This is a genomic window from Antarctobacter jejuensis (assembly GCF_052266595.1).
GTDB classification, from domain to species: domain Bacteria; phylum Pseudomonadota; class Alphaproteobacteria; order Rhodobacterales; family Rhodobacteraceae; genus Antarctobacter; species Antarctobacter jejuensis.
This window is the reverse complement of record NZ_JBQQXJ010000005.1, coordinates 262632-282916: the sequence shown is the minus strand read 5'-3', so window position 1 is coordinate 282916 and position 20285 is coordinate 262632. Positions and strand designations below refer to the sequence as shown.

Here is a 20285-nt window from a genome sequence, read left to right as displayed (position 1 = left end):
CCCGGAGACGAAACATGGCAAACGCACAAGGCAAGATCACCCAGGTGATTGGCGCCGTGGTCGACGTTCAGTTCGACGACCACCTGCCGGCAATTCTGAACGCCCTGACCACCGACAACAACGGCAAGAAGCTGGTGTTGGAAGTTGCTCAGCACCTCGGCGAAAACACCGTCCGTACCATCGCGATGGACGCGACCGAAGGTCTGGTTCGCGGCCAGCGTGTCACCGACACCGACGCGCCGATCTCGGTTCCCGTGGGCAACGCAACGCTGGGCCGCATCCTGAACGTCATCGGCGAGCCGGTGGACGAAGGCGCGCCGATCAATGCCGACGAATACCGCCCGATCCACGCTGATGCCCCGGCCTTCCAGGATCAGGCGACGGAATCGGAAATCCTCGTCACCGGCATCAAGGTCATCGACCTGCTGGCCCCCTATTCCAAGGGCGGCAAGATCGGCCTGTTCGGCGGCGCCGGTGTGGGCAAGACCGTTCTCATCATGGAACTGATCAACAACATCGCAAAGGTGCACTCGGGTTACTCCGTGTTCGCCGGTGTTGGCGAACGGACCCGTGAGGGCAACGACCTCTACCACGAGATGATCGAATCCAACGTCATCAAGCCCGACAACCTCGAAGAGTCGCAGGTTGCTCTGGTTTACGGCCAGATGAACGAGCCTCCGGGTGCGCGTGCTCGTGTTGCTCTGACCGGCCTGACGCTGGCAGAACAGTTCCGCGACCAGTCCGGAACCGACGTTCTGTTCTTCGTGGACAACATCTTCCGCTTCACGCAGGCGGGCTCCGAGGTTTCGGCTCTGCTCGGCCGTATTCCTTCGGCGGTGGGCTACCAGCCGACGCTGGCCACCGACATGGGCGCGATGCAGGAACGCATCACTTCGACGAAGTCCGGTTCGATCACCTCGATCCAGGCCGTCTACGTTCCCGCGGACGACCTGACCGACCCTGCACCTGCAACCACCTTTGCGCACCTCGACGCGACCACGGTTCTCAACCGTGCGATCTCGGAACTCGGCATCTACCCCGCCGTGGACCCGCTCGACTCCAACTCGCGCCTGATGGACCCGCAGATCGTTGGTGAAGAGCACTACCAGGTGGCGCGTGACGTGCAGGGTATCCTGCAGCGTTACAAGTCGCTTCAGGACATCATCGCCATCCTCGGGATGGACGAACTGTCCGAAGAGGACAAGCTGACCGTGGCCCGTGCCCGTAAGATCCAGCGCTTCCTGTCGCAGCCCTTCGACGTGGCAAAAGTGTTCACCGGCTCTGACGGTGTGCAGGTTCCGCTCGAAGACACGATCTCGTCGTTCAAGGCGGTTGTGGCCGGCGAATACGACCACCTGCCCGAGGCAGCCTTCTACATGGTTGGCGGCATCGACGAGGTGCTCGCAAAGGCCGAGAAGCTGGCCGCCGAGGCTGCCTGATCCAATCCACCGCTCGGGGGCGCCTGCCGCGCCCCCGGCCTGAACGGAGGACAACATGGCAGAAACGATGCAATTCGACCTGGTCTCGCCCGAGCGCCTGCTGCTGTCGACCGAGGCAACTTCGGTTCAGATCCCCGGCGCCGATGGTGACCTGACTGCAATGCCGAACCACGCGCCGCTGATCACCACGCTGCGTCCCGGCATCCTGACGGTCGAAACCGCCAAGGGCACCGAACAGTTTGTCGTGACCGGCGGCTTTGCCGAGATTGGCGAAACCCTGTCGGTTCTGGCGGAAAAGGCGCTGCCGCGTGCGGACATGGATCAGGCGACCTACGAGTCGCTGGTCGATGAGGCGCACCGGGCCTACCAGCAGACCAAGGACACCGCCGAAGACCCCGGTCTGGTGGATGACGCGGTCAAGATGCTGCAGGACATGGTGGCCGTCGGCACCCATATCGGTCTGGACCCGAAACAGCCCTCGCTCTGAGCGGCTGAACATCTTATCTAGAAAAGGCCTCGCCATCCCGGCGGGGCCTTTTTCCGTTTCGCAGCATCTGAACAGATCGATTGTCAGGAGCCGATTTCATGGATCGCAAGCGCGGCGCTCTCTGGTTCATCCTTGCGACCATCCTGCTGGATGCCATCGGCATCGGGCTGATCTTTCCGATCATGCCCGACCTGATGGAACGGGTGGGGGCTGGGGACACCGCCACCGGGGCGTTCTGGGGTGGCGTGCTGATGGCGGCCTATGCCGGTGCGCAATTCGTGTTCTCGCCGGCTGTTGGCGGTATCTCGGACGCTTTGGGCCGGAAAAAGGTGCTGCTGGTCACGCTGGCTGCGTTGTCGGTGGACTATATCATCATGGCGCTGGCGGGGACATTCTGGCTGCTGCTGATCGGTCGTCTGCTGGCCGGGATCGCGGGCGCCACCTATATCACCGCAACCGCCTATCTGGCTGACATTTCGGCACCCAAGGACCGCGCTGCCAACTTTGGCCTGATTGGCGCGGCCTTTGGCGTGGGCTTCATCATTGGACCGGCGATAGGGGGGCTGTTGGCCGGGGTGCATGTCACGGCTCCCTTCTGGGCGGCCGCACTTCTTGCGGCGGCGAATTTCCTCTTTGGGCTGTTTGTCCTACCCGAAAGCCTGCCACCCGAAAAACGTCGCCCCTTCGACCGGCAGGATCTCAATCCCTTCGGCTCTATCCTCAAGGCGGCGCGCCTGCCGGGGCTTGTGCTACCGCTGATCGGGCTGTTCCTGTTCGAATTCGCCAACATGGTTTACCCGGTGCTTTGGGCCTATTGGACCAAGGAATCCTTTGGCTGGTCCGCCTCTCTGATCGGCCTGTCGCTGGCGGCCTATGGCGTGGGGGTCGTCATCACGCAGGGCGGGTTGATGCGAATTCTGATCCCGCGCATCGGCGAATGGCGGACGCTGATGCTGGCCGTCAGCGCGGGAGTCATCGCCTCTGTCGCCTATGGGTTTGCCCCGGCGGCTTGGCTGGTCTGGCTATTCCTGCCCTTTGCCTGCCTGTCCGACATGGCACCACCCAATGCGACAGGCATCGCTTCCAATCTGGTCGACGAAGACCGCCAAGGCCTGCTGCAAGGCGTTATCGCCAGTCTCAGCGCCATTGCTGCTGTCACGGCGCCCTTGATTGTCACGCCGTTGTTCCGCGTCTTTGCCGCACCCGATGCCGCGCTTTACCTGCCCGGTGCCCCGTTTCTGCTGACCGCGCTCTTGCTGCTGATCAGCGCGGCGGTTTTCTGGCCGATGCGGCCGCGACGCAGCGCCGTACAGTGACAGTCCGACCTGAAATATTGACGGATCGGTTGAAAATCTGGCCTGTGCCTGCCTGCGAAAGCTTTCTAAATGGGCCACGGCCTGAGCGCCCATCTGCGCGAATTCATTATCCTTCTTGTGGTCATCGACCAGAATTGCACCCTTCCGGCCTAATTCTTCGCCACGGCGGCGGTGGATGGGGGCTGGGCGGTCTTTGGATCGCGGGCATGCTGTCGACCTCGGCATTGCCCGTGTAAGCAAAGTCTTCACAAATTTGCCGGAATGAAAAACTATCCACATTGATATGAGACGAGGCAGATTATGAAAAAATATGTGGGCAGCCTGATCGGGATTGATCAGGGCAACGAAGAGGTGTTTTCGGATTTCGCCAGCGGCGGTGAAATGTGGACCGGCGACGGCAGCCGTGAACGCCGCAAGCCCGTGAAGTTCTCTGAACCGTTCCGCAGCGAACCGACGGTCCAGGTGTCCCTGTCGCTCTGGGACATGGACAACCGCGCCAACGTGCGCGCCGATATCGCGGCGGAGAACGTGACGATCAAGGGGTTCGACCTGGTGTTCCGCACATGGGGCGACACCCGTGTGGCCCGCGTGCGCATGAACTGGATCGCCATGGGCGAGGTGGCCAGCGACGACGACTGGGAACTGTACTGAAGTTGTGGCAGCGGCGGGGTAAACCCCGCCCTACGCTTGCAGCGCTTGAGGCCCTTGGCTCAGAGAATGCCTTCGTAGATCGGGCCCAGCGTCTCGGTCTCGAACAGGGACGACACAGAGGTGCCGTTCCAGATGTTCAGGATCGCCTGCGCAAACATCGGCGCGGTGGGCAGGACGCGGATATTGGGCGCTTTGGCGACCGGGCCGGTGGGCTGGATCGAATCCGTCAGCACCAGCGATTTCATCACCGAATTGGTCACCCGTTCCACCGCGGGCCCGGACATGACACCGTGGCTGATGTAGGCATGCACCTCCGTCGCGCCGTGTTCCATCAGTACCTCGGCGGCCTTGCACAGCGTTCCGGCGGTGTCGCACATGTCGTCGACGATGATGCAGCGCTTGCCTTCGACGCTGCCGATCACCGTCATTTCGGCGACCTCACCGGGTTTTTCACGCCGCTTGTCCACGATCGACAGCGGGGCATTGATCCGCTTTGCCAATTCGCGGGCCCGCGCCACGCCGCCAACGTCGGGCGAGATCACCATGACGTCGTCCAGCGTGTCGAACTGTTTCATGATATCCAGCGCAAAGATCGGCGAGGCATAGAGGTTGTCGACCGGAATGTCGAAAAAACCCTGAATCTGCGCCGCGTGCAGGTCCATCGTCAGAACGCGCTCGATACCCGCCTCGGCAACCATGTTGGCGACCAGCTTCGCGGTGATAGGCGTGCGCGCCTTGGTGCGGCGGTCCTGCCGGGCATAGCCGAAGTAGGGGATCACGGCGGTGATGCGGGCCGCCGACGACCGGCGCAGCGCGTCGGCCATGATCAGCAATTCCATCAGGTTGTCATTGGCCGGGTTCGACGTGCTTTGCAGGATGAACATATCCTCGCCGCGCACGTTTTCGAAAACCTCGACAAAGATTTCCTGATCGTTGAACCGTTCGACACGGGCGTCGACCAGTTTGACACTCATGCCCCGGTACAGAGACATGCGGCGCGCGACGGACTCGGCCAGCGGCTTGTTCGAGTTGCCGGCGATGATCTTGGGTTCGATGATATGGGGCATGGTGGCGCGTCCTGGGCATATGTCGGATTCGTGACGTTGCGGTCCGGTTAGCATGCGCCTAACGTCTGCGCCAGCACAGGACCCAGAAGGCGACACCATGGCCCATATCGATTACTTCTTTTCCACAATCTCCCCCTTCACCTATTTTGCCGGAACCCGGTTGGAGGAGATCGCCGCGAAACATGGCGCGACCATTGCGTACAAGCCTCTGGACATCATGACTCTTTTCGCCCGCACCGGCGGCACGCCCCCGGGACAGCGGCACCCAAACCGGCAGGCCTATCGCCTGCAGGAGATGGAGCGCGCGTCGAAGAAGACGGGCCTGCCCGCAAACCTGAAACCGGCGCATTTTCCGACCAATCCAGCGCCGTCCTCCTATGCCATCATAGCGGCGCAAAAGACGGGCGGCGGCGACGTCGGCAAACTGGTGCATGGGCTGCTGGCGGCCTGCTGGGCCGGTGAAAAGGACATCGCAGAGGATGGGGTCATCAAGGCCTGCCTGTCCGACGCGGGATTCGATCCGTCGCTGGCGGACAGCGGGCTTCTGGCCGGGGCGGAAATCTATCCCGCGAACCTCGAAGAGGCGATCGAGAAAGGCGTCTTTGGCGCGCCCAGCTATGTGGTCGACAGCGGACAGGTCTTTTGGGGCAATGACCGGTTGGAGGATCTGGACGCGCATCTGGCAGGCACTCTCTGATGCGCGACGCGGGCGCAGGGGACGCGTTGCACTGGCGCAGCTGGGGCGATGGCCCGGCGCAGGTTCTCGCGCTGCATTGCGGGCTGGGGCAGGGCGGCATGTGGAGGTCCGTCGCACTGGATCTGGCGGGGCAGTGCGCCCTGCGCGCGCCGGACCTGCCCGGCCATGGCAAAAGCCCCCCGTTCCCCGAAGACGAGGACGTCCATGACGCGGCCTGTGCCGTGTTGCGGCCCCAGATCGCCAAAGGCACACATCTGGCGGGCCACAGCTTTGGCGCGACACTGGCGCTTCGGCTTGCGTTGGAGGCACCGGACAAGGTTGCGTCACTGACTCTGATCGAGCCGGTGTTCTTTGCCGCCGCCCCGGACAGCCCGGTGAAACGCGATCACAAGGCCGCCGAGGACGTGTTTTATAAGGAATGCGACAGGGACAACCTGTTGCTTGCGGCGCGGCTGTTCAACAGGCTCTGGGGCGGCGGCGTGTCCTGGGACAGCTTTCCAGAACGCGTGCAGGAAGGCATGGGGCGGCAGATGCCCTTCGTGCGGGCAACCGAACCTGCGCTGTGGCACGACCGGGCGGGCATGCTGGCCACCGGCGGGCTTGAGCGGCTGACCATGCCCGTCACCTTGATCCGTGGGTCGGACACGGTGCCAATCATCGAAGACGTGCATCGCGGCCTGATGGCGCGTCTGCCGCAGGCCCGTGAAAAGGTGGTGCAGGACGCGGGGCACATGGTCCTGCACAGTCACCCCAGCATTATTGCCGGGGCGATCAGCGACACGATTGCCGCGATCTGACGCCTATTTCTTGCCGATCTTCGGTTCCGTCCCGGCGCGCAGCCGGGCGATGTTGGCCGAATGCCGCCACCAGACCAGCGCCGCCAGCAATACGCCCGCCAGCACAAGGTCCGTCCGTCCCAGAACCAGCATCCAGACCGGGGCAGATGCAGAGGCAACCAGCGCCCCGACCGAGGATACCCGCGACACAAAGGCCCCTGCCAGCCAGCTGAGGCAGCATAGCAGGCCCACCGGCCAGACCAGCGCCAGCATCAGGCCAAGGAAGGTCGCCACCCCCTTGCCGCCTTTGAAGCCCAGCCAGACCGGAAAGCAATGGCCGAAAAAGGCCGCGACGCCCGCCGCCTGAACCGCGATGCCATCGGCCCCCATGGCCCGTGCAATCAGCACTGCCGCAGCGCCCTTGCCACCGTCCAGCAGCAGGGTCGCCAGCGCGGCCCCCTTGTTGCCGGTGCGCAGCACGTTCGTGGCACCGATATTGCCCGAACCGATCTTGCGCAGATCGCCCAGCCCCATCGCCTTTGAAATCAGCACGCCGAACGGCACCGATCCCAGCAGATAGCCCAGAATTGCCCAGATCACCCAATCCATAACTCAGCCCTCGAATACACGGCGACCACCGACCCAGGTGCCCAGCACCCGGCCCTGCAGGCGCGCATTGTCAAAAGGCGTGTTCTTGGATTTCGACCGCAGCTTGAACCGGTCGAGGATCAGCGGCTTGTCCGCGTCGAACAGCACCAGATCTGCAGGCGCGCCCTTGGCCAGTCGTCCGCAGGCCAGACCCAGCCGCCGCGCCGGGTTCAGCGACAGCGCGCGGAACAGGGTCGGCAATTCCATCTCTCCAGCGTGGTACAGGCGGAGCAGCACTGGCAGCATGGTTTCCAGTCCGACCGCGCCGCTGGCGGCCTCTTCAAAGGGCAGGCGCTTGGATTCTTCGTCCTGCGGGGTGTGAAAGCTGCCGATGATGTCGATCAGCCCCGTGCGCACCGCCTCGACCACCGCCTGCCGGTCTTCTTCGGACCGCAGCGGCGGCTTGACCTTGAAGAAGGTGCGATAGTCGGCCACGTCCAGCTCATTCAGGGTCAGGTGATGCATCGAGGTGCCCGCCGTGACGTCAAAGCAATTGGCCTTGGCCCGTTCCAGCGCGGGCAACGCGCGGGCGGCGGTGATCTGGTCCGCGTGGTAGCGCACGCCCGTCATCTCGACCATGCCGATATCCCGGTCCAGCCCCATGCGTTCTGCCATCGGGCTGACCGCAGGCAGGCCGCGCAGGGACGCGAACTTGCCCGAGGTGGCCGCGGCCCCCTTGGACAGGCCCGGATCCTGCGGGTGCCCCATGACCAGCGCGCCAAGGCTGCGGGCATAGGTCAGCGCGCGGGACAGCACCTTGGTATCCGTCACCACGTTGTCGCAATCGGTAAAGGCGACCGCCCCGGCATCCATCAGAAAGCCGATTTCCGTCATTTCGCGGCCTTCGCGGCCCTTGGTCAGCGCCGCCATCGGCAAGACGTTGATGGGCGCCTCTTCCTGCGCGCGGCGGCGGATGAACTCCAGCGACTCGGGAGTGTCGATGCAGGGCTGCGTGTCGGGACGGGTGACGATGGTTGTCACGCCGCCCGCGGCGGCGGCCTGCCCGGCAGAGCCATAGCTTTCCTTGTGCCGCTCACCCGGTTCGCCGACCTTGACGCCGATGTCCACGATGCCGGGCGCCAAGAAGCAGTTGCCCGCGTCAATCCGATCAGGCGATATGTTCCGGCTGCGAAGCGCGGCTTCCATGTCGGCGTCTTGCGCAAAGACCTCGGTGATCTTTCCGTCCTCGATCAAAAGCGCGCCAGTGGTGACGGCATCGCCTTCGGGGTCGATCAGGCGGGCGTTGTGGATAAGTGTCGCTGTCATTCTTTCCCTCGCGGGCGGGCGGCGTCGATGCGGGCGATGGTGGCCTGCGGGTCCGCCTGAAACTTGATGAGATGTTTGTCGCCGGTGTTGGTGATGACCTGCACGGCGGTGCCGACGGTGCGCAGCTTGTCGATCTGGTTCAGCGGAACGCGACGGTCATGGGGGCCTTCCAACTCCTGATCCGTCAGGTGCCAGAGGTGGCCCAGTTCTTCGTCCATCAGGTACCAGCCCCGGATCGCCACGGCCGCCAGACCGCCGACGGCGCCGGTCCAGACATGCGGGTTGCCGACGGCCCAGAGGATCGCCATGCCCGCCGCCATGGCGACGGCCGCCATGACCCAATGGCTGCGGATATAGGTGGCGCGGTCAGGCGTGAACGCCGTCATGATGCGCCCCGCTGGATACGTCGCATCAGGCCATAGACCCGGCGCGCGTCCTCTATGTCCCGGAACCCGATACGGGTTTCATGACTGCCGTTCTTGCTACGCCGCAACTCGGAGGCAAAGATCACCGACCCGGGCTGACGGTCTTCGAAGGTCAGGCTGTTGTCGGCGTCGATCGGAAAGCTTTTCAGTTGCCTGCCGCGCAGGGGCACGTCCGTGGCGATAAAGGCGCGTCTGTCGGTCAGCGTGTACCATGTGTGGCGGCGCAGGTAGGGGCGGCCAAGAACGGGCCACAGGATGATCCCCAGCCCGACACAGAAATGGATCAAGCCGAACAGCCAGAAAATCCCCCCTGCCTGTGAGGCCGTGACCATCCAGAAAAGCGCAAAACCGGCAAAGAAGATGCCAAAGACCATCAGGATGATATCGCCCGTGCCAATGCGGACGGCGGCGCCGGGGCGCCCCTGCCAGAGAATGCGCTCACCGGGGTCAAGCAGCCCCTCCCATCCGGGCGGCGGGGCGGTCCCGCTCTCTGGCTGGCCCGTCTCCATCCTCAGCCCCGGATCAGCGAGACAAGCAGGAAGAGGGCGAGGATCGCAATCACCGAAAGGATGACCACAAGCGTGCGCGACACTCCTTTGCCCGTTTTCTCAGCGCCCTTGCCGCTCGCGGCAAGACCGCGAGCCGAATCAGATGTCACCTTGGCGCCGCGTGGCTTGGGGCTGACACCGCCGAAGCTGCCGATCAGGCGCAGCGGGGTCGCCACGGTCAGTATCTGGCTGGTGCCGCCAAAGGCCTGTGCCGGCAGGATGACGACATGCCCCTTCAGGGCATCGAGGCGCGCCGCCTCTGCGCCAAGGGTCTTGGCCGAAACATCATAGGCCTGGGCCAGATATTGCGACAGGGACATGGCCCCAAGGTCCTTGATCGCCACCACGTCGACGAAATCGCCGCGCAGCTTGGATGCGCCAAGACCGTATTTCAGCGGCCATTCCCCGGTGCCGGCCATGCGGGTAAAGCGGTCCACCGCTTCGGGCGGCAGGTCCAGATGCAGCACATGCAGCGTTCGGTTGTCGGATCCGTTGATTTCAACCTGCGTCATGCGATCACCTCCGAGGGGCGGGCGCGCAGGTTGCGCGACAGCAGGTCCATGGCCGCCATCCGCACGGCGACACCCATTTCCACCTGATCCTGAATGACAGACCGGTTGATGTCATCCGCCAGCGTGCCGTCGATCTCGACCCCGCGATTCATCGGGCCGGGGTGCATGACGATGGCGTCTACCTTGGCGTAAGAGAGTTTCTCGGCGTCCAGCCCGTAGCGGTGATAATACTCCCGCTCCGAGGGGATGAAACCGCCGTCCATGCGTTCTTTTTGCAGGCGGAGCATCATCACGACGTCCACGTCCTTCAGCCCCTCGCGCATGTCCTCGAACACCTCGACCCCAAAGTCCCCGATGCCGGAGGGCATCAAAGTGGACGGGCCGATCAGGCGAATGCGGTTTTCCATCTTGTGCAGCAAGAGCAGGTTCGACCGCGCCACGCGGCTGTGCGCGATGTCGCCGCATATGGCGATCGACAGCCGGTGCAGGCGCCCCTTTTTGCGGCGGATGGTCAGCGCGTCCAGCAGGGCCTGCGTCGGGTGTTCATGCCGCCCGTCCCCCGCGTTCAGCACCGCGCAGTTCACTTTTTGCGCCAGCAGGTCCACTGCGCCGGACTGCGGATGCCGCACGACCAGCAGATCGGGGTGCATGGCGTTCAGGGTCATCGCGGTGTCGACCAGAGTTTCGCCCTTCTTGATGGATGAGGCCTGCATCGACATGTTCATCACATCCGCACCCAACCTTTTGCCTGCCAGTTCGAAACTGGCCTGCGTGCGGGTGGAATTTTCGAAGAACATGTTGATCTGGGTAAGACCTTCCAACGCCTTTGCGGACTTGTCCCGCCGACGATTGAAGTTGGCGTATTGGTCCGAGAGGTCGAGAATCGTCGTGATCTCGTCCGGACGCAGGGGTTCAATCCCCAGAAGGTGGCGGTGGTCGAAGCGCATGGGTTTCCTTTGGCGGCGTTGATCCTTCTTAGGTTTGAGGAGGCGGAGGGGCAAGTACTCCCACGTCGCGGGGGATGGCACGATTGATACGTGTATTTCCAGCACGGTGACGCCGGGGGAGATTTTCATTGCCGCGCACCGGGAGTAGGGTGGCGCACATGGATCAGGGACTCGACTGGTATGCCGCTCGCGCGGCGCTGGAATGGCAGCTGGAAATGGGCGTGGACGAGGCGATGCTCGACGCGCCTGTGGATCGTTTTGCCCATGAGGAAGCGCTGAAGGCGCAGCATGCGGAGCGGGCGGCGGCCCCGGCAAAGGCGGCGGCGCCTGTCCGCGCGCCAGAGGTCGACCCGGTGGCAGAGGCAAAGATGATGGCGGGCGGGGCCGGCGATCTGGGCGCGCTGCGGGCGGCGATGGACGGGTTTGACCATTGCGCACTGAAACGCGGGGCGCGGAACCTTGTCTTTGCCGATGGGGTGGCGGGTGCCCGCGTCATGCTGGTGGGCGAGGCACCGGGCCGGGACGAGGATCTGCAGGGCAAACCCTTTGTCGGGCGCGCCGGTCAGTTGCTGGACAAGATGCTGGCGGCGGTGGGCCTCAGCCGGGCGGAGACGGTCTATATCACCAACGTCCTGCCGTGGCGGCCGCCGCAGAACCGCGATCCCAAACCCGAGGAAATCGCCATGCTGATGCCTTTCCTCGAACGGCACATCGCGCTGGCCGATCCCGATCTGCTTGTTGTCATGGGCAACACCTCGGCGCAGGCGCTGTTGGGAAAACGCGGGATCACCCGGCTGCGCGGCCACTGGACAGAGGCGCAGGGCCGTCCGGCCCTGCCCATGCTGCATCCGGCCTACCTGTTGCGCAATCCACAGGCCAAGCGTGAGGCATGGGCCGACTGGCTGTCTCTCAACGCCAAACTGAAAGCTCTGTCATGATCATCGATCCCCTCCTCCTGCTGGCCTTCATTCCCGCCGGTCTGGCGCTGAACGTGACGCCGGGGCCCGACATGATGTTCTGCATGGCGCAAGGGTTGCGCGGTGGCGCGCGCTGTGGCTGGGCCGCCTCCAGCGGCGTGGCGCTGGGCGGAATGGTGCATGTCCTGCTGGCGGGGCTGGGTCTTGGTGCGCTGGTGACGGCGTTGCCGGGGGCGTTTGACGTGATCCGCTGGGGCGGGGCGGCCTATCTGGCGTGGATCGCATGGAAGACGCTGCGCACGCCCATCGCGGGCAGCGACGCGCCTGCGCTGTTGCCTGCGCGGGCGCTGCGACAGGGGTTCGTCGTCAATATCACCAATCCGAAGTTCATCCTGTTCGTGCTGGCATTCGTGCCGCAGTTCATCGACCCCGTCCTGCCGGTGCTGCCGCAGTTCCTGATCTATGGTCTGCTCATGTCCACCGGCGGTTTGATCGTGAACGGACTGGTCGGACAGTTCGCGGGTCAGATGCGGCGGCACCTGCACGGCGGCACGACCACCGAACGCACCCTGCGCTATGCCTGCGCCACGCTGTTCGGCGGGTTGGCGCTGCGGCTGGCGGTCTGAAGCGACCGATGAGGATCCTTGCCTTTTCCGACCTGCACCTCTCCCGCAGCCGCGCCCGCGCGCTGGTCGAGGCGAGCGGCGAGGCGGATCTGGTGATTGGCGCCGGGGATTTCTGCAACGTCCGCGAGGGGCTGGACCAGGCGCTGGCCTTGCTGGAGGGGATGCAGGCGCCGATGCTGGTGGTGCCGGGGAATTGTGAAACCGCCGAGGAATTGCGCGCCGCCGCCCTGCCGGGCACCACGGTGCTGCACGGTGAGGCGACAGAGGTGGCAGGGCTGACTTTCTTTGGCCTTGGTGGCGGCATTCCCATCACGCCCTTCGGATCATGGTCCTTCGACCTGACAGAGGGCGAGGCGACCGCGATGCTGGACCGCTGCAAGCAGGCGGACGTGCTGATCACCCATTCCCCGCCCAAGGGCATCGCCGATGTCACCTCGACCGGGCTGTCGGTCGGCTCGACTGCGATCCGCGACGCGACACAGCGCCTGTCGCCACGGCTTGCCGTTTGCGGGCATGTGCATGATTGCTGGGGGCAGGAGGGCCGGATCGGGACAACCCGGGTGGTCAATCTTGGCCCCGCACCAAACTGGTTCAATCTGTGAGGGCTGACATGAGCCGTATCGACGAAAGCAAAGAGTTCATCCCGGTCCGGATCGCCGTTCTGACCGTCTCCGACACCCGCGGGATGGAGGATGACCGGTCCGGCGATACGCTGGTCCAGCGGCTGTCTGATGCGGGCCATATCCTTGCAGATCGCAAAATCGTGAAGGATGAGCGGACATTGATCGCCGACCAGTTGCGCAACTGGGTGGCAAACCCGGAGGTGGACGTGATCATCTCGACCGGCGGCACCGGGTTGACGGGCCGCGATGTCACGGTCGAGGCGCACCGCGATGTCTACGAAAAGGAGATCGATGCCTTCGGCACCGTCTTCACCATGATTTCGTTCCAGAAAATCGGTACAAGCGCCGTGCAGAGCCGCGCCACGGGGGGCGTTGCGGGCGGCACCTATCTGTTCGCGCTGCCCGGATCGACCGGCGCATGCAAGGACGCATGGGATGAAATTTTGCGCTGGCAGCTGGATTTCCGCCATCGCCCCTGCAATTTCGTCGAAATTTTTCCAAGACTCGACGAACATTTGCGACGGAAATGATCCGGACCTGCGTATAAGCCTCAAGGCTTGGAATAAACCTCGGCACCTCTATCTCCAAAAGGGTGCTCCGCGGAGATTGAAATATGCGCTTTCTACGCAAGAGCCTGACCGGGCTCTTTCTGCTGTCGGTCACTCTTGGTCTGTTGGCCTACGCCGGAATCATGGTGCGGGACGCCGTGCGCGCGCAGATGGCGCGCGACGCCTTCGTGCCACAGGCGCGGGAACGCGTCTTTGCCGTCAACGTGGTGCCGGTTGCCTTTGAAACGGTGACACCGGTGCTAAGCGCTTTTGGCGAGGTCCAAAGCCGCCGCACGCTGGAACTGCGGGCGACGGCCTCTGGCGCGGTTGTTGAACTGGACCCCGGATTTGTCGAAGGAGGTCAGGTGACGGGGGGGCAATTCCTGGCGCGGATCGACCCGGCGGATGCGCAGGCGGCATTGGACCGCTCCGAAAGCGATCTGCTGGACGCTCAGGCCGAACAGCGCGAAGCGACCCGCGCGCTGGTGATCGCCAAGGACGAGCTGATCGCCGCAGAGCAACAGGTGGTCCTGCGCGAAACCGCCCTGCGCCGTCAGCGCGACCTGCTGGAACGCAACGTCGGCACGGCGGCGGCGGTCGAAAGCGCGGAACTGGCCCTGTCGAGTGAGCGGCAATCGGTGCTGACCCGCAGGCAGGCCGTGGCGACGGCAGAGGCGCGCATCGATCAGGCCGCCACCCGCCTGCGCCGGGCCGAAATCGCCCGGGATGAGGCCGAACGCCAACTTGCGGACACAGAAATCCGTGCGGAATTTGCGGGGACCCTGTCGGATGTGACGGTTGTGGCGGGCGGTCTTGTCTCTGCCAATGAACAGCTTGCGCAACTGGTTGACCCACAGGCGCTGGAGGTGGCGTTTCGCGTCTCGACCCAGCAATACGCCCGGTTGCTGGACAGCGATGGCAACCTCGTGCAGGCGCCCGTGACCGTCACGCTGGACATCTTTGGCACCAATATCAGCGCCAAGGGGCGCATTTCGCGCGACAGCGCCGCCGTGGGCGAGGGCCAGACCGGGCGTCAGCTGTTCGCCACGCTGGACGCGCCGCGCGGCTTCAAGCCCGGCGATTTCGTTACCGTCAGCATTGAAGAGGCACCGCTGGACCGCGTTGCCCGCCTGCCGGCCACAGCCGTCAACGCCGCGAATGAGGTTCTGGTCGTCGGCACCGAAAGCCGGTTGGAAACCGTCACGGTCGAGTTGATGCGCCGGCAGGGCGATGACGTGCTGATCCGCGCGCGCGGGCTTGCCGATCGTCTGGTCGTCGCACAGCGCACCCCGCTGTTGGGCGCGGGCATCCGGGTCAAGCCGCTGCAGGGCGGGGCGGAACCCGAACCCCCCGCCATGGTCGAACTGACAGAGGAACGCCGCGCCAAGCTGGTCGCCTTCGTGCAGGCCAACACCCGGATGCCGGAGGCGGCCAAGACCCGCATCCTTGCGCAGCTTGAACAAAAGGAGGTGCCCGCCGAAGTGGTCGAGCGCCTCGAATCCCGGATAGGGGGCTGATCCATGCGCGCGCTTCCCAATTCCGCCGGCAGTATCTTCGGGTACTTCACCCGCCACCCCACGGTGGCCAACCTGCTGTTGGTGATCCTTTTGGCGGCCGGGGCCTTTGCCATCCCCAACATGCGCGCGCAGTTCTTTCCCGATGTGATCGTCGATGAAATCGACGTCAGCGTCACATGGGAGGGCGCAGGGGCCGAAGACGTGGATGCCGCCATCGTACAGGTTCTGGAACCGGCACTGTTGGCGGTCGACGGGGTGATCGGATCCTCCGCCGTGTCGCGCGAAGGGCGCGCCGCCATCGAACTGGAGTTCGAGCCGGGCTGGGACATCGCGCGCGCTGCCGACGACGTGCAGCAGGCCGTGGATGCGGTCAACACGCTGCCCGAAGACGCAGAGGAACCTTCGGTCCGGCGCGGCGGCTGGCGGGACCGTGTGACGGACCTTGTGGTGACGGGCCCGGTGGGGGTCGACCAACTGGCGCGGTTTTCCGATGAACTGGTGGTGCGGCTGTTCGCCGAGGGGGTGACGCAGACCACAATCCGGGGCCTTGCCGCCCCGCGCACGGTGATCGAGGTGCCCTCGCAGAATCTGATCGCGCACGGCATCACCATGCGCCAGATCGCCGAGGCCATCGGCGCCGAGGTGCAGGCCGATCCGGCAGGCGACGTGGCAGGCGCGGGCGCGCGCGTGCGCACCGGGATCGAGAAACGCAGCGCCGATGCCATCGCGGCCATCGTCCTGCGCTCCAACCCCGATGGATCGAACCTGACGGTGGGCGATGTGGCCCGCCTGCGGGTCGAAGGCATCGACCGCGAGCGCAGCTATTTCGTGGGCGAAGATCCCGCCATTTCGATCCGGGTGGACCGCTCTGCCGGGGGCGATGCCATCGCCATTCAGGACACCGTGGAAAAGGTGGCGCAGGAACTGACCGCCTCGCTGCCCAATGGCGTCAGCATCGACCTGATCCGCACCCGGTCAGAGGCGATCACCGGCCGCCTGAACATCCTGATGGACAACGCGCTGACCGGACTGGCGCTGGTTGTGACGCTTCTGTTCCTTTTTCTGAACACCCGCACGGCCTTCTGGGTGGCGGCGGGCATCCCGACCGCGCTGATGGCGGCAATTGCGCTGATGTATGTGGGCGGGCTGACCATCAACATGATCTCGCTCTTTGCGCTGATCATCACGCTGGGCATCGTGGTGGACGACGCCATCGTCGTGGGCGAACACGCCGATCACCTTGCGCGCCGCCGCGGCATGGGGGCGTTTGATGCTGCCGAAACCTCTGCCCGGCGCATGGCCCTGCCGGTCTTTTCGGCCACCATCACCACCGTCATCGCCTTTTTCGGTCTCGTCGCCGTCGGCGGGCGGTTTGGTGAGTTGATCGCCGACATCCCCTTTACCGTGATCGCGGTGCTGCTGGCCTCGCTGGTGGAATGTTTCCTGATCCTGCCGAACCACATGGCCCACGCCGCGAAACACGCGGAAAAGAATTATTGGTACGACATGCCCTCCCGCGTGGTGAACCGTGGGTTCCGCTGGGTGCGCGACCGCCTGTTCCGGCCCTTCCTGCGGTTCGTGATCTGGGCGCGCTACGCTGTGATCGCCAGTGTCCTGCTGGTGCTGGCCACGCAGATCACTCTGTTCATCAACGGCGACGTCACGTGGCGCTTCTTCAACTCGCCCGAACAGGGCTCGGTCACCGGCAACTTCGCCATGGCGCCCGGGGCGACCAAGGCCGACACGCTGGAACAGATGCGCCTTTTCCAGCAGACGACAGAGGAACTGGGCCGCGAATACGAGGAGCGTTATGGCCTCAACCCGCTGGATTACGTTCTGGCCGAAATCGGCGGCAACGCGGGCCGCTCGCTGCCCGGGGCCGACACCAAGGACCCCGAACAACTGGGCGCCATTTCCATCGAGCTGATCGAGGCCGACCTGCGCCCCTATTCCTCTTTCGCCTTCGTTGGAGAATTGCAGGAACGCATCGTGCGTCACCCGCTGGTCGAGGAAATCTCTTTCCGGGGCTGGCGGGGCGGGCCGGGCGGCGATTCGCTGGACGTGCAATTCTATGGCGCGGATTCCGAAACGCTGAAGGCCGCCGCCGAGGATCTGAAAACCGCCGTCCTGCGCTACCCAGAGGTCTCGGCGGTCGAGGACAACATGTCTTATGACAAGGACGAGCTGATCCTCGAACTGACGCCGCAAGGCCTGGCGCTGGGCTTTGACATCGACGGGCTGGGCCGCACCCTGCGCGATCGTCTTGGCGGGATCGAGGCCGCGACCTATCCCGACGGCCCGCGCTCTGCCGAAATCCGTGTGGTCCTGCCCGACAGCGAACTCACCGCCGATTTCCTAGACCGGATGCAACTCCGCACCCCTTCGGGCAATTACATGGCGCTGGCCGATATCGTGCGGGTCGAACGGCGCAGCGGCTTTTCCACCGTGCGGCGCGAAAACGGTCTGCGGCTGGTCTCTGTCACCGGCGACATCTCAGAGGACGACCCGGCCCGCGCCGAGGAAATCGTGACAGCGCTGAAGGAGGAAATCCTGCCGCAGATCGCCGAAACCCGGCAGGTGGAATTCCGCCTTGCCGGGTTGGCCGAGCAGGAAAACGAATTCCTTGCCGATGCCCGCAACGGCCTGATCATGGTGCTGCTGGGGATCTACCTCGTGCTGGCCTGGGTCTTTGCCAGCTGGACCCGGCCGCTGGTGGTCATGGCCATCGTGCCTTTTGGCCTGATCGGGACCATTTGGGGCCACTACATCTGGGATGTGCCACTCAGCATGTTCACCGTGGTCGGCCTGTTGGGCATGACCGGCATCATCATCAACGATTCCATCGTGCTGGTGACACAGATCGACGAATACGCGTCGGAACGCGGTCTGATCCCCTCGATTATCGACGGCGCCGCCGATCGCCTGAGGGCAGTCTTTCTGACCACGGCGACCACCGTTCTGGGCCTCGCACCGCTGCTGTATGAGACCTCCGCCGATGCGCAATTCCTGAAGCCGACCGTGATCACGCTGGTCTACGGTCTCGGCTTTGGGGTGGTGCTGGTGCTGCTGGTGGTGCCCTCGCTGGTGGCGATCCAGCATGACATCGGCGGGCAAATCGCGGCGCTGAAACGTGGTCTGCGGTTCCGCGGTCGTGGCCCGCGCTGGGTGCTGATCGCGGCTTCGACGGCGATGCTGGGCGGGTTGGCGATGACGCTGGGCTATACCGCGCTGACCGGGGACCTTCTACCGGTACTGGCGCAGGCGCTGCCCGCCTTCGCGGGACTAAGCCCGGCCTTCGCCGCGCTGCTGCTGTTCCTGATGCTGGCCTTCGTGCTGCCGCTGGCGGTCTTCGTCGTCTCCGCCGTGACCCTGGCCCTGCGGCGTCCCGTGCGGCCGCGCCACCTGGACGCCTGACCGAGGTGCTGTCGTAGGACCCAGAGCGCCCGCGCTGCTTCTTTTGGTTTGAAAATACCTCGGGGGAGACGCCCGAAGGGCGGCGGGGGCAGAGCCCCTCACTTTGGCCGCCACTCAGACCCACAACGATACAGCACGACAGACCCGCCGCTATCCAACGGCCCGCGGATCGAACCTGCCTACAGTCAGCTGGTACAGCCCGTCAGTTCCACCGGCATCCGACCGCCCAGAATCGTGATCCGCAGCGTGGAGCGGTCCAGCGCAAAGGTCCCGCCCGACGAATGCCGGATCAGCGTGGAGGACACCAACTGTCCCCCCTGCCAAGAGGTCTCGGGGTCAGCGACCCAGAGATTCGGGTCAGAGGTTTCGATCACCGTCTCCTCGCGCCCGGTGCCGCGCGGCATGTCGATGGACACGCGAAGGTCCATGCCCTTGGCCGCCGGCGCAATCCGGCAGGAGACGGCAGAAACCCCGGCATCCCCTGCGCCAAAGGGCAGGTCCGCCAGGGCGGCAGCGATGGCCGGATCGGGTTTTTTCTGATCGGCGGGCAGCTGAGCGGAAACACGCACCCTGTGCGGCATGCAGACGTCCTTGCAGATGCCGATCTCGATCACACCGCCCAGCCGGGCATCCCGTGTGCCGTTTTTCAGCGTCACGCGCAGCGGCAGGATCACCTCGTTCTTGTAGACGATCGACCGCATGCCTTCCTGCCATGACACCTCGGGCGCGGGCCAGTGCACGCCCACGGCGCGGGTGTTCTGCGCACCGCGCCAGTCGAACTGCGGCGGGATGCCCGCGTCACCGGGCGTGCGCCAGTAGGTCTTCCACCCGGGCGCAAGGCGCATGCGCAGCGCGGCCATGTGATCGCCATTGGGCAGCCGCCATCCGGGCAGCAAATCCGCCTGGATCACGTCGTCGAAATCGCCCGCCGTGGCCGAAAGCGGCGCAAGGGCAAGCAGGGTTATCAGCAGGAGTCTCTTCATGAGGAATTCTCTTGCCGTGTCCGGACTGAAATGAAAAGTCACGTTCCGGCGAAGGATCCCGTGAGGTGACGGCTTTGTGAGCCCCGCGCGAGCCCTTGCCAGCCCCGTCCCGAGGGGCCATGTTACGAAAACGCAACTTGAAAAGGGCGGCACATGGCGGGCGCGAGCCTCACCTCTCCCACCAATCTCACCGGGCACCTTCTGATCGCCATGCCGGGCATGGGGGATCCGCGGTTCGAGCACAGCGTCGTTTTCATCTGCGACCATTCCGACGAAGGCGCGATGGGGCTGATCATCAACAAGCCCAGCGACGATGTGGACATGCCCACGCTGCTGGCGCAGCTGAACATCGATTCCGCCTCGGACCTGTCCGGGCGCGCGGTGCATTTCGGCGGGCCGGTGGAAATGGGGCGCGGCTTCGTGCTGCATACACCCGAATACAGGTCGATCGTGACCACCTTGGAAGTGCGCGGCGACATTCACATGACCGCAACGCTGGACATCCTCGAAGACCTGGCCAAGGGCGAGGGACCGGCGAAATGGATGATGATGCTGGGGTATGCCGGTTGGGCGGCGGGCCAGCTGGAAAGCGAGATCGCCGACAACGGCTGGCTGGTCTGCGATGCCACGCCGGATCTGATCTTTGACCTGGCCGACATGGACAAGTGGGAGGCGGCGCTGGGCACCCTTGGCGTGGCGGCAATGGCGCTCAGTTCGGCCGGCGGGCGCGCCTGAGGTCAGGTCTGACGATTCGGTTTTTCGCCCCGCTTGCGCGGGTCGACCGGCGCGCGCCCTGCGGGCGCGCGGTTGCCGCTTCAAGATCCACCAGTGAACAGGCCCGGGCCCGTCCGCCAGATCCATCGCTCGCTGATTTGCTG

21 protein-coding genes are annotated in these 20285 nt (G+C 64.6%); 13 read left to right on the top strand and 8 right to left on the bottom strand.

The window, feature by feature from the left end; all coding sequences use genetic code 11:
- The first annotated feature begins 14 nt into the window (after positions 1-14).
- From atpD to ACTXGA_RS09750, 4 genes are all read left to right on the top strand, one after another.
- Positions 15-1439, top strand: a complete 1425-nt coding sequence (gene atpD / locus ACTXGA_RS09765; RefSeq protein WP_443393112.1) for a F0F1 ATP synthase subunit beta — start codon at positions 15-17, stop codon at positions 1437-1439.
- Positions 1440-1494: 55 nt separating this feature from the next.
- The gene (locus tag ACTXGA_RS09760) at positions 1495-1926 is read left to right on the top strand and encodes a F0F1 ATP synthase subunit epsilon (protein ID WP_443393110.1); all 432 of its coding nucleotides are present in this window, start codon (positions 1495-1497) and stop codon (positions 1924-1926) included.
- 98 nt (positions 1927-2024) lie between these two features.
- Positions 2025-3242 carry an MFS transporter gene (locus tag ACTXGA_RS09755; protein ID WP_443393108.1) on the top strand — a complete coding sequence of 406 codons (1218 nt, stop codon included), beginning with the start codon at positions 2025-2027 and terminating at the stop codon, positions 3240-3242.
- A gap of 300 nt (positions 3243-3542) precedes the next feature.
- The gene (locus ACTXGA_RS09750; RefSeq protein WP_443393107.1) at positions 3543-3893 is read left to right on the top strand and encodes an H-type lectin domain-containing protein; all 351 of its coding nucleotides are present in this window, start codon (positions 3543-3545) and stop codon (positions 3891-3893) included.
- A 59-nt stretch (positions 3894-3952) separates the two neighbouring features.
- On the opposite strand, the gene ACTXGA_RS09745 is transcribed toward ACTXGA_RS09750, so the two are convergent.
- Positions 3953-4960, bottom strand: coding sequence for a ribose-phosphate pyrophosphokinase (locus ACTXGA_RS09745; RefSeq protein ID WP_443393105.1), 1008 nt, complete (start codon positions 4958-4960; stop codon positions 3953-3955).
- Between the two features lie 97 nt (positions 4961-5057).
- Between ACTXGA_RS09745 and ACTXGA_RS09740 the strand changes: the two genes are divergently transcribed.
- Positions 5058-5657: a 2-hydroxychromene-2-carboxylate isomerase gene (locus tag ACTXGA_RS09740; RefSeq protein ID WP_443393103.1), complete on the top strand. Its 600-nt coding sequence runs from the start codon at positions 5058-5060 to the stop codon at positions 5655-5657.
- On the top strand, positions 5657-6454 hold the full coding sequence (locus ACTXGA_RS09735; RefSeq protein WP_443393102.1) for an alpha/beta fold hydrolase: 798 nt from the start codon (positions 5657-5659) through the stop codon (positions 6452-6454). Before ACTXGA_RS09740 ends, ACTXGA_RS09735 begins: the two co-directional genes overlap by 1 nt.
- Positions 6455-6457: 3 nt before the next feature.
- On the opposite strand, the gene plsY is transcribed toward ACTXGA_RS09735, so the two are convergent.
- The 6 genes from plsY to ACTXGA_RS09705 are packed head-to-tail and all read right to left on the bottom strand — an operon-like array spanning position 6458 to position 10779.
- On the bottom strand, positions 6458-7042 hold the full coding sequence (gene plsY, locus ACTXGA_RS09730; protein WP_443393100.1) for a glycerol-3-phosphate 1-O-acyltransferase PlsY: 585 nt from the start codon (positions 7040-7042) through the stop codon (positions 6458-6460).
- 3 nt (positions 7043-7045) lie between these two features.
- Positions 7046-8347 (bottom strand): dihydroorotase, encoded by a 1302-nt coding sequence (gene pyrC, locus ACTXGA_RS09725; RefSeq protein ID WP_443393098.1) that lies wholly within the window; start codon positions 8345-8347, stop codon positions 7046-7048.
- Entirely contained in the window at positions 8344-8733 is a 390-nt protein-coding gene (locus ACTXGA_RS09720) for a hypothetical protein (RefSeq protein ID WP_443393096.1), read from the bottom strand. Before ACTXGA_RS09720 ends, pyrC begins: the two co-directional genes overlap by 4 nt.
- Positions 8730-9281 (bottom strand): aspartate carbamoyltransferase catalytic subunit, encoded by a 552-nt coding sequence (locus ACTXGA_RS09715; protein WP_443393094.1) that lies wholly within the window; start codon positions 9279-9281, stop codon positions 8730-8732. The genes ACTXGA_RS09720 and ACTXGA_RS09715 overlap by 4 nt, the downstream gene beginning before the upstream one ends.
- 2 nt (positions 9282-9283) lie before the next feature.
- Positions 9284-9832 carry an aspartate carbamoyltransferase catalytic subunit gene (locus tag ACTXGA_RS09710; RefSeq protein ID WP_443393092.1) on the bottom strand — a complete coding sequence of 183 codons (549 nt, stop codon included), beginning with the start codon at positions 9830-9832 and terminating at the stop codon, positions 9284-9286.
- The gene (locus tag ACTXGA_RS09705; protein WP_443393091.1) at positions 9829-10779 is read right to left on the bottom strand and encodes an aspartate carbamoyltransferase catalytic subunit; all 951 of its coding nucleotides are present in this window, start codon (positions 10777-10779) and stop codon (positions 9829-9831) included. The genes ACTXGA_RS09710 and ACTXGA_RS09705 overlap by 4 nt, the downstream gene beginning before the upstream one ends.
- A 158-nt stretch (positions 10780-10937) precedes the next feature.
- Between ACTXGA_RS09705 and ACTXGA_RS09700 the strand changes: the two genes are divergently transcribed.
- The 6 genes from ACTXGA_RS09700 (at position 10938) to ACTXGA_RS09675 (ending at position 18424) form a co-directional block, all read left to right on the top strand.
- Positions 10938-11717, top strand: a complete 780-nt coding sequence (locus ACTXGA_RS09700) for a uracil-DNA glycosylase (RefSeq protein ID WP_443393090.1) — start codon at positions 10938-10940, stop codon at positions 11715-11717.
- The gene (locus ACTXGA_RS09695; protein WP_443393089.1) at positions 11714-12322 is read left to right on the top strand and encodes a LysE family translocator; all 609 of its coding nucleotides are present in this window, start codon (positions 11714-11716) and stop codon (positions 12320-12322) included. The genes ACTXGA_RS09700 and ACTXGA_RS09695 overlap by 4 nt, the downstream gene beginning before the upstream one ends.
- An 8-nt stretch (positions 12323-12330) precedes the next feature.
- The gene (locus tag ACTXGA_RS09690; protein WP_443393088.1) at positions 12331-12924 is read left to right on the top strand and encodes a metallophosphoesterase family protein; all 594 of its coding nucleotides are present in this window, start codon (positions 12331-12333) and stop codon (positions 12922-12924) included.
- Between the two features lie 8 nt (positions 12925-12932).
- Positions 12933-13475: a molybdenum cofactor biosynthesis protein B gene (gene moaB, locus ACTXGA_RS09685; protein WP_443393087.1), complete on the top strand. Its 543-nt coding sequence runs from the start codon at positions 12933-12935 to the stop codon at positions 13473-13475.
- An 83-nt stretch (positions 13476-13558) separates the two neighbouring features.
- Positions 13559-15010 carry an efflux RND transporter periplasmic adaptor subunit gene (locus tag ACTXGA_RS09680; RefSeq protein WP_443393086.1) on the top strand — a complete coding sequence of 484 codons (1452 nt, stop codon included), beginning with the start codon at positions 13559-13561 and terminating at the stop codon, positions 15008-15010.
- A 3-nt stretch (positions 15011-15013) separates the two neighbouring features.
- Entirely contained in the window at positions 15014-18424 is a 3411-nt protein-coding gene (locus ACTXGA_RS09675; RefSeq protein ID WP_443393085.1) for an efflux RND transporter permease subunit, read from the top strand.
- 185 nt (positions 18425-18609) lie between these two features.
- On the opposite strand, the gene ACTXGA_RS09670 is transcribed toward ACTXGA_RS09675, so the two are convergent.
- On the bottom strand, positions 18610-19407 hold the full coding sequence (locus tag ACTXGA_RS09670; protein WP_443393083.1) for a protein-disulfide reductase DsbD domain-containing protein: 798 nt from the start codon (positions 19405-19407) through the stop codon (positions 18610-18612).
- A gap of 153 nt (positions 19408-19560) precedes the next feature.
- Here ACTXGA_RS09670 and ACTXGA_RS09665 point away from each other — a divergent pair, with 153 nt between their 5' ends.
- Entirely contained in the window at positions 19561-20142 is a 582-nt protein-coding gene (locus ACTXGA_RS09665; RefSeq protein WP_443393081.1) for a YqgE/AlgH family protein, read from the top strand.
- Positions 20143-20285: the final 143 nt, after the last annotated feature.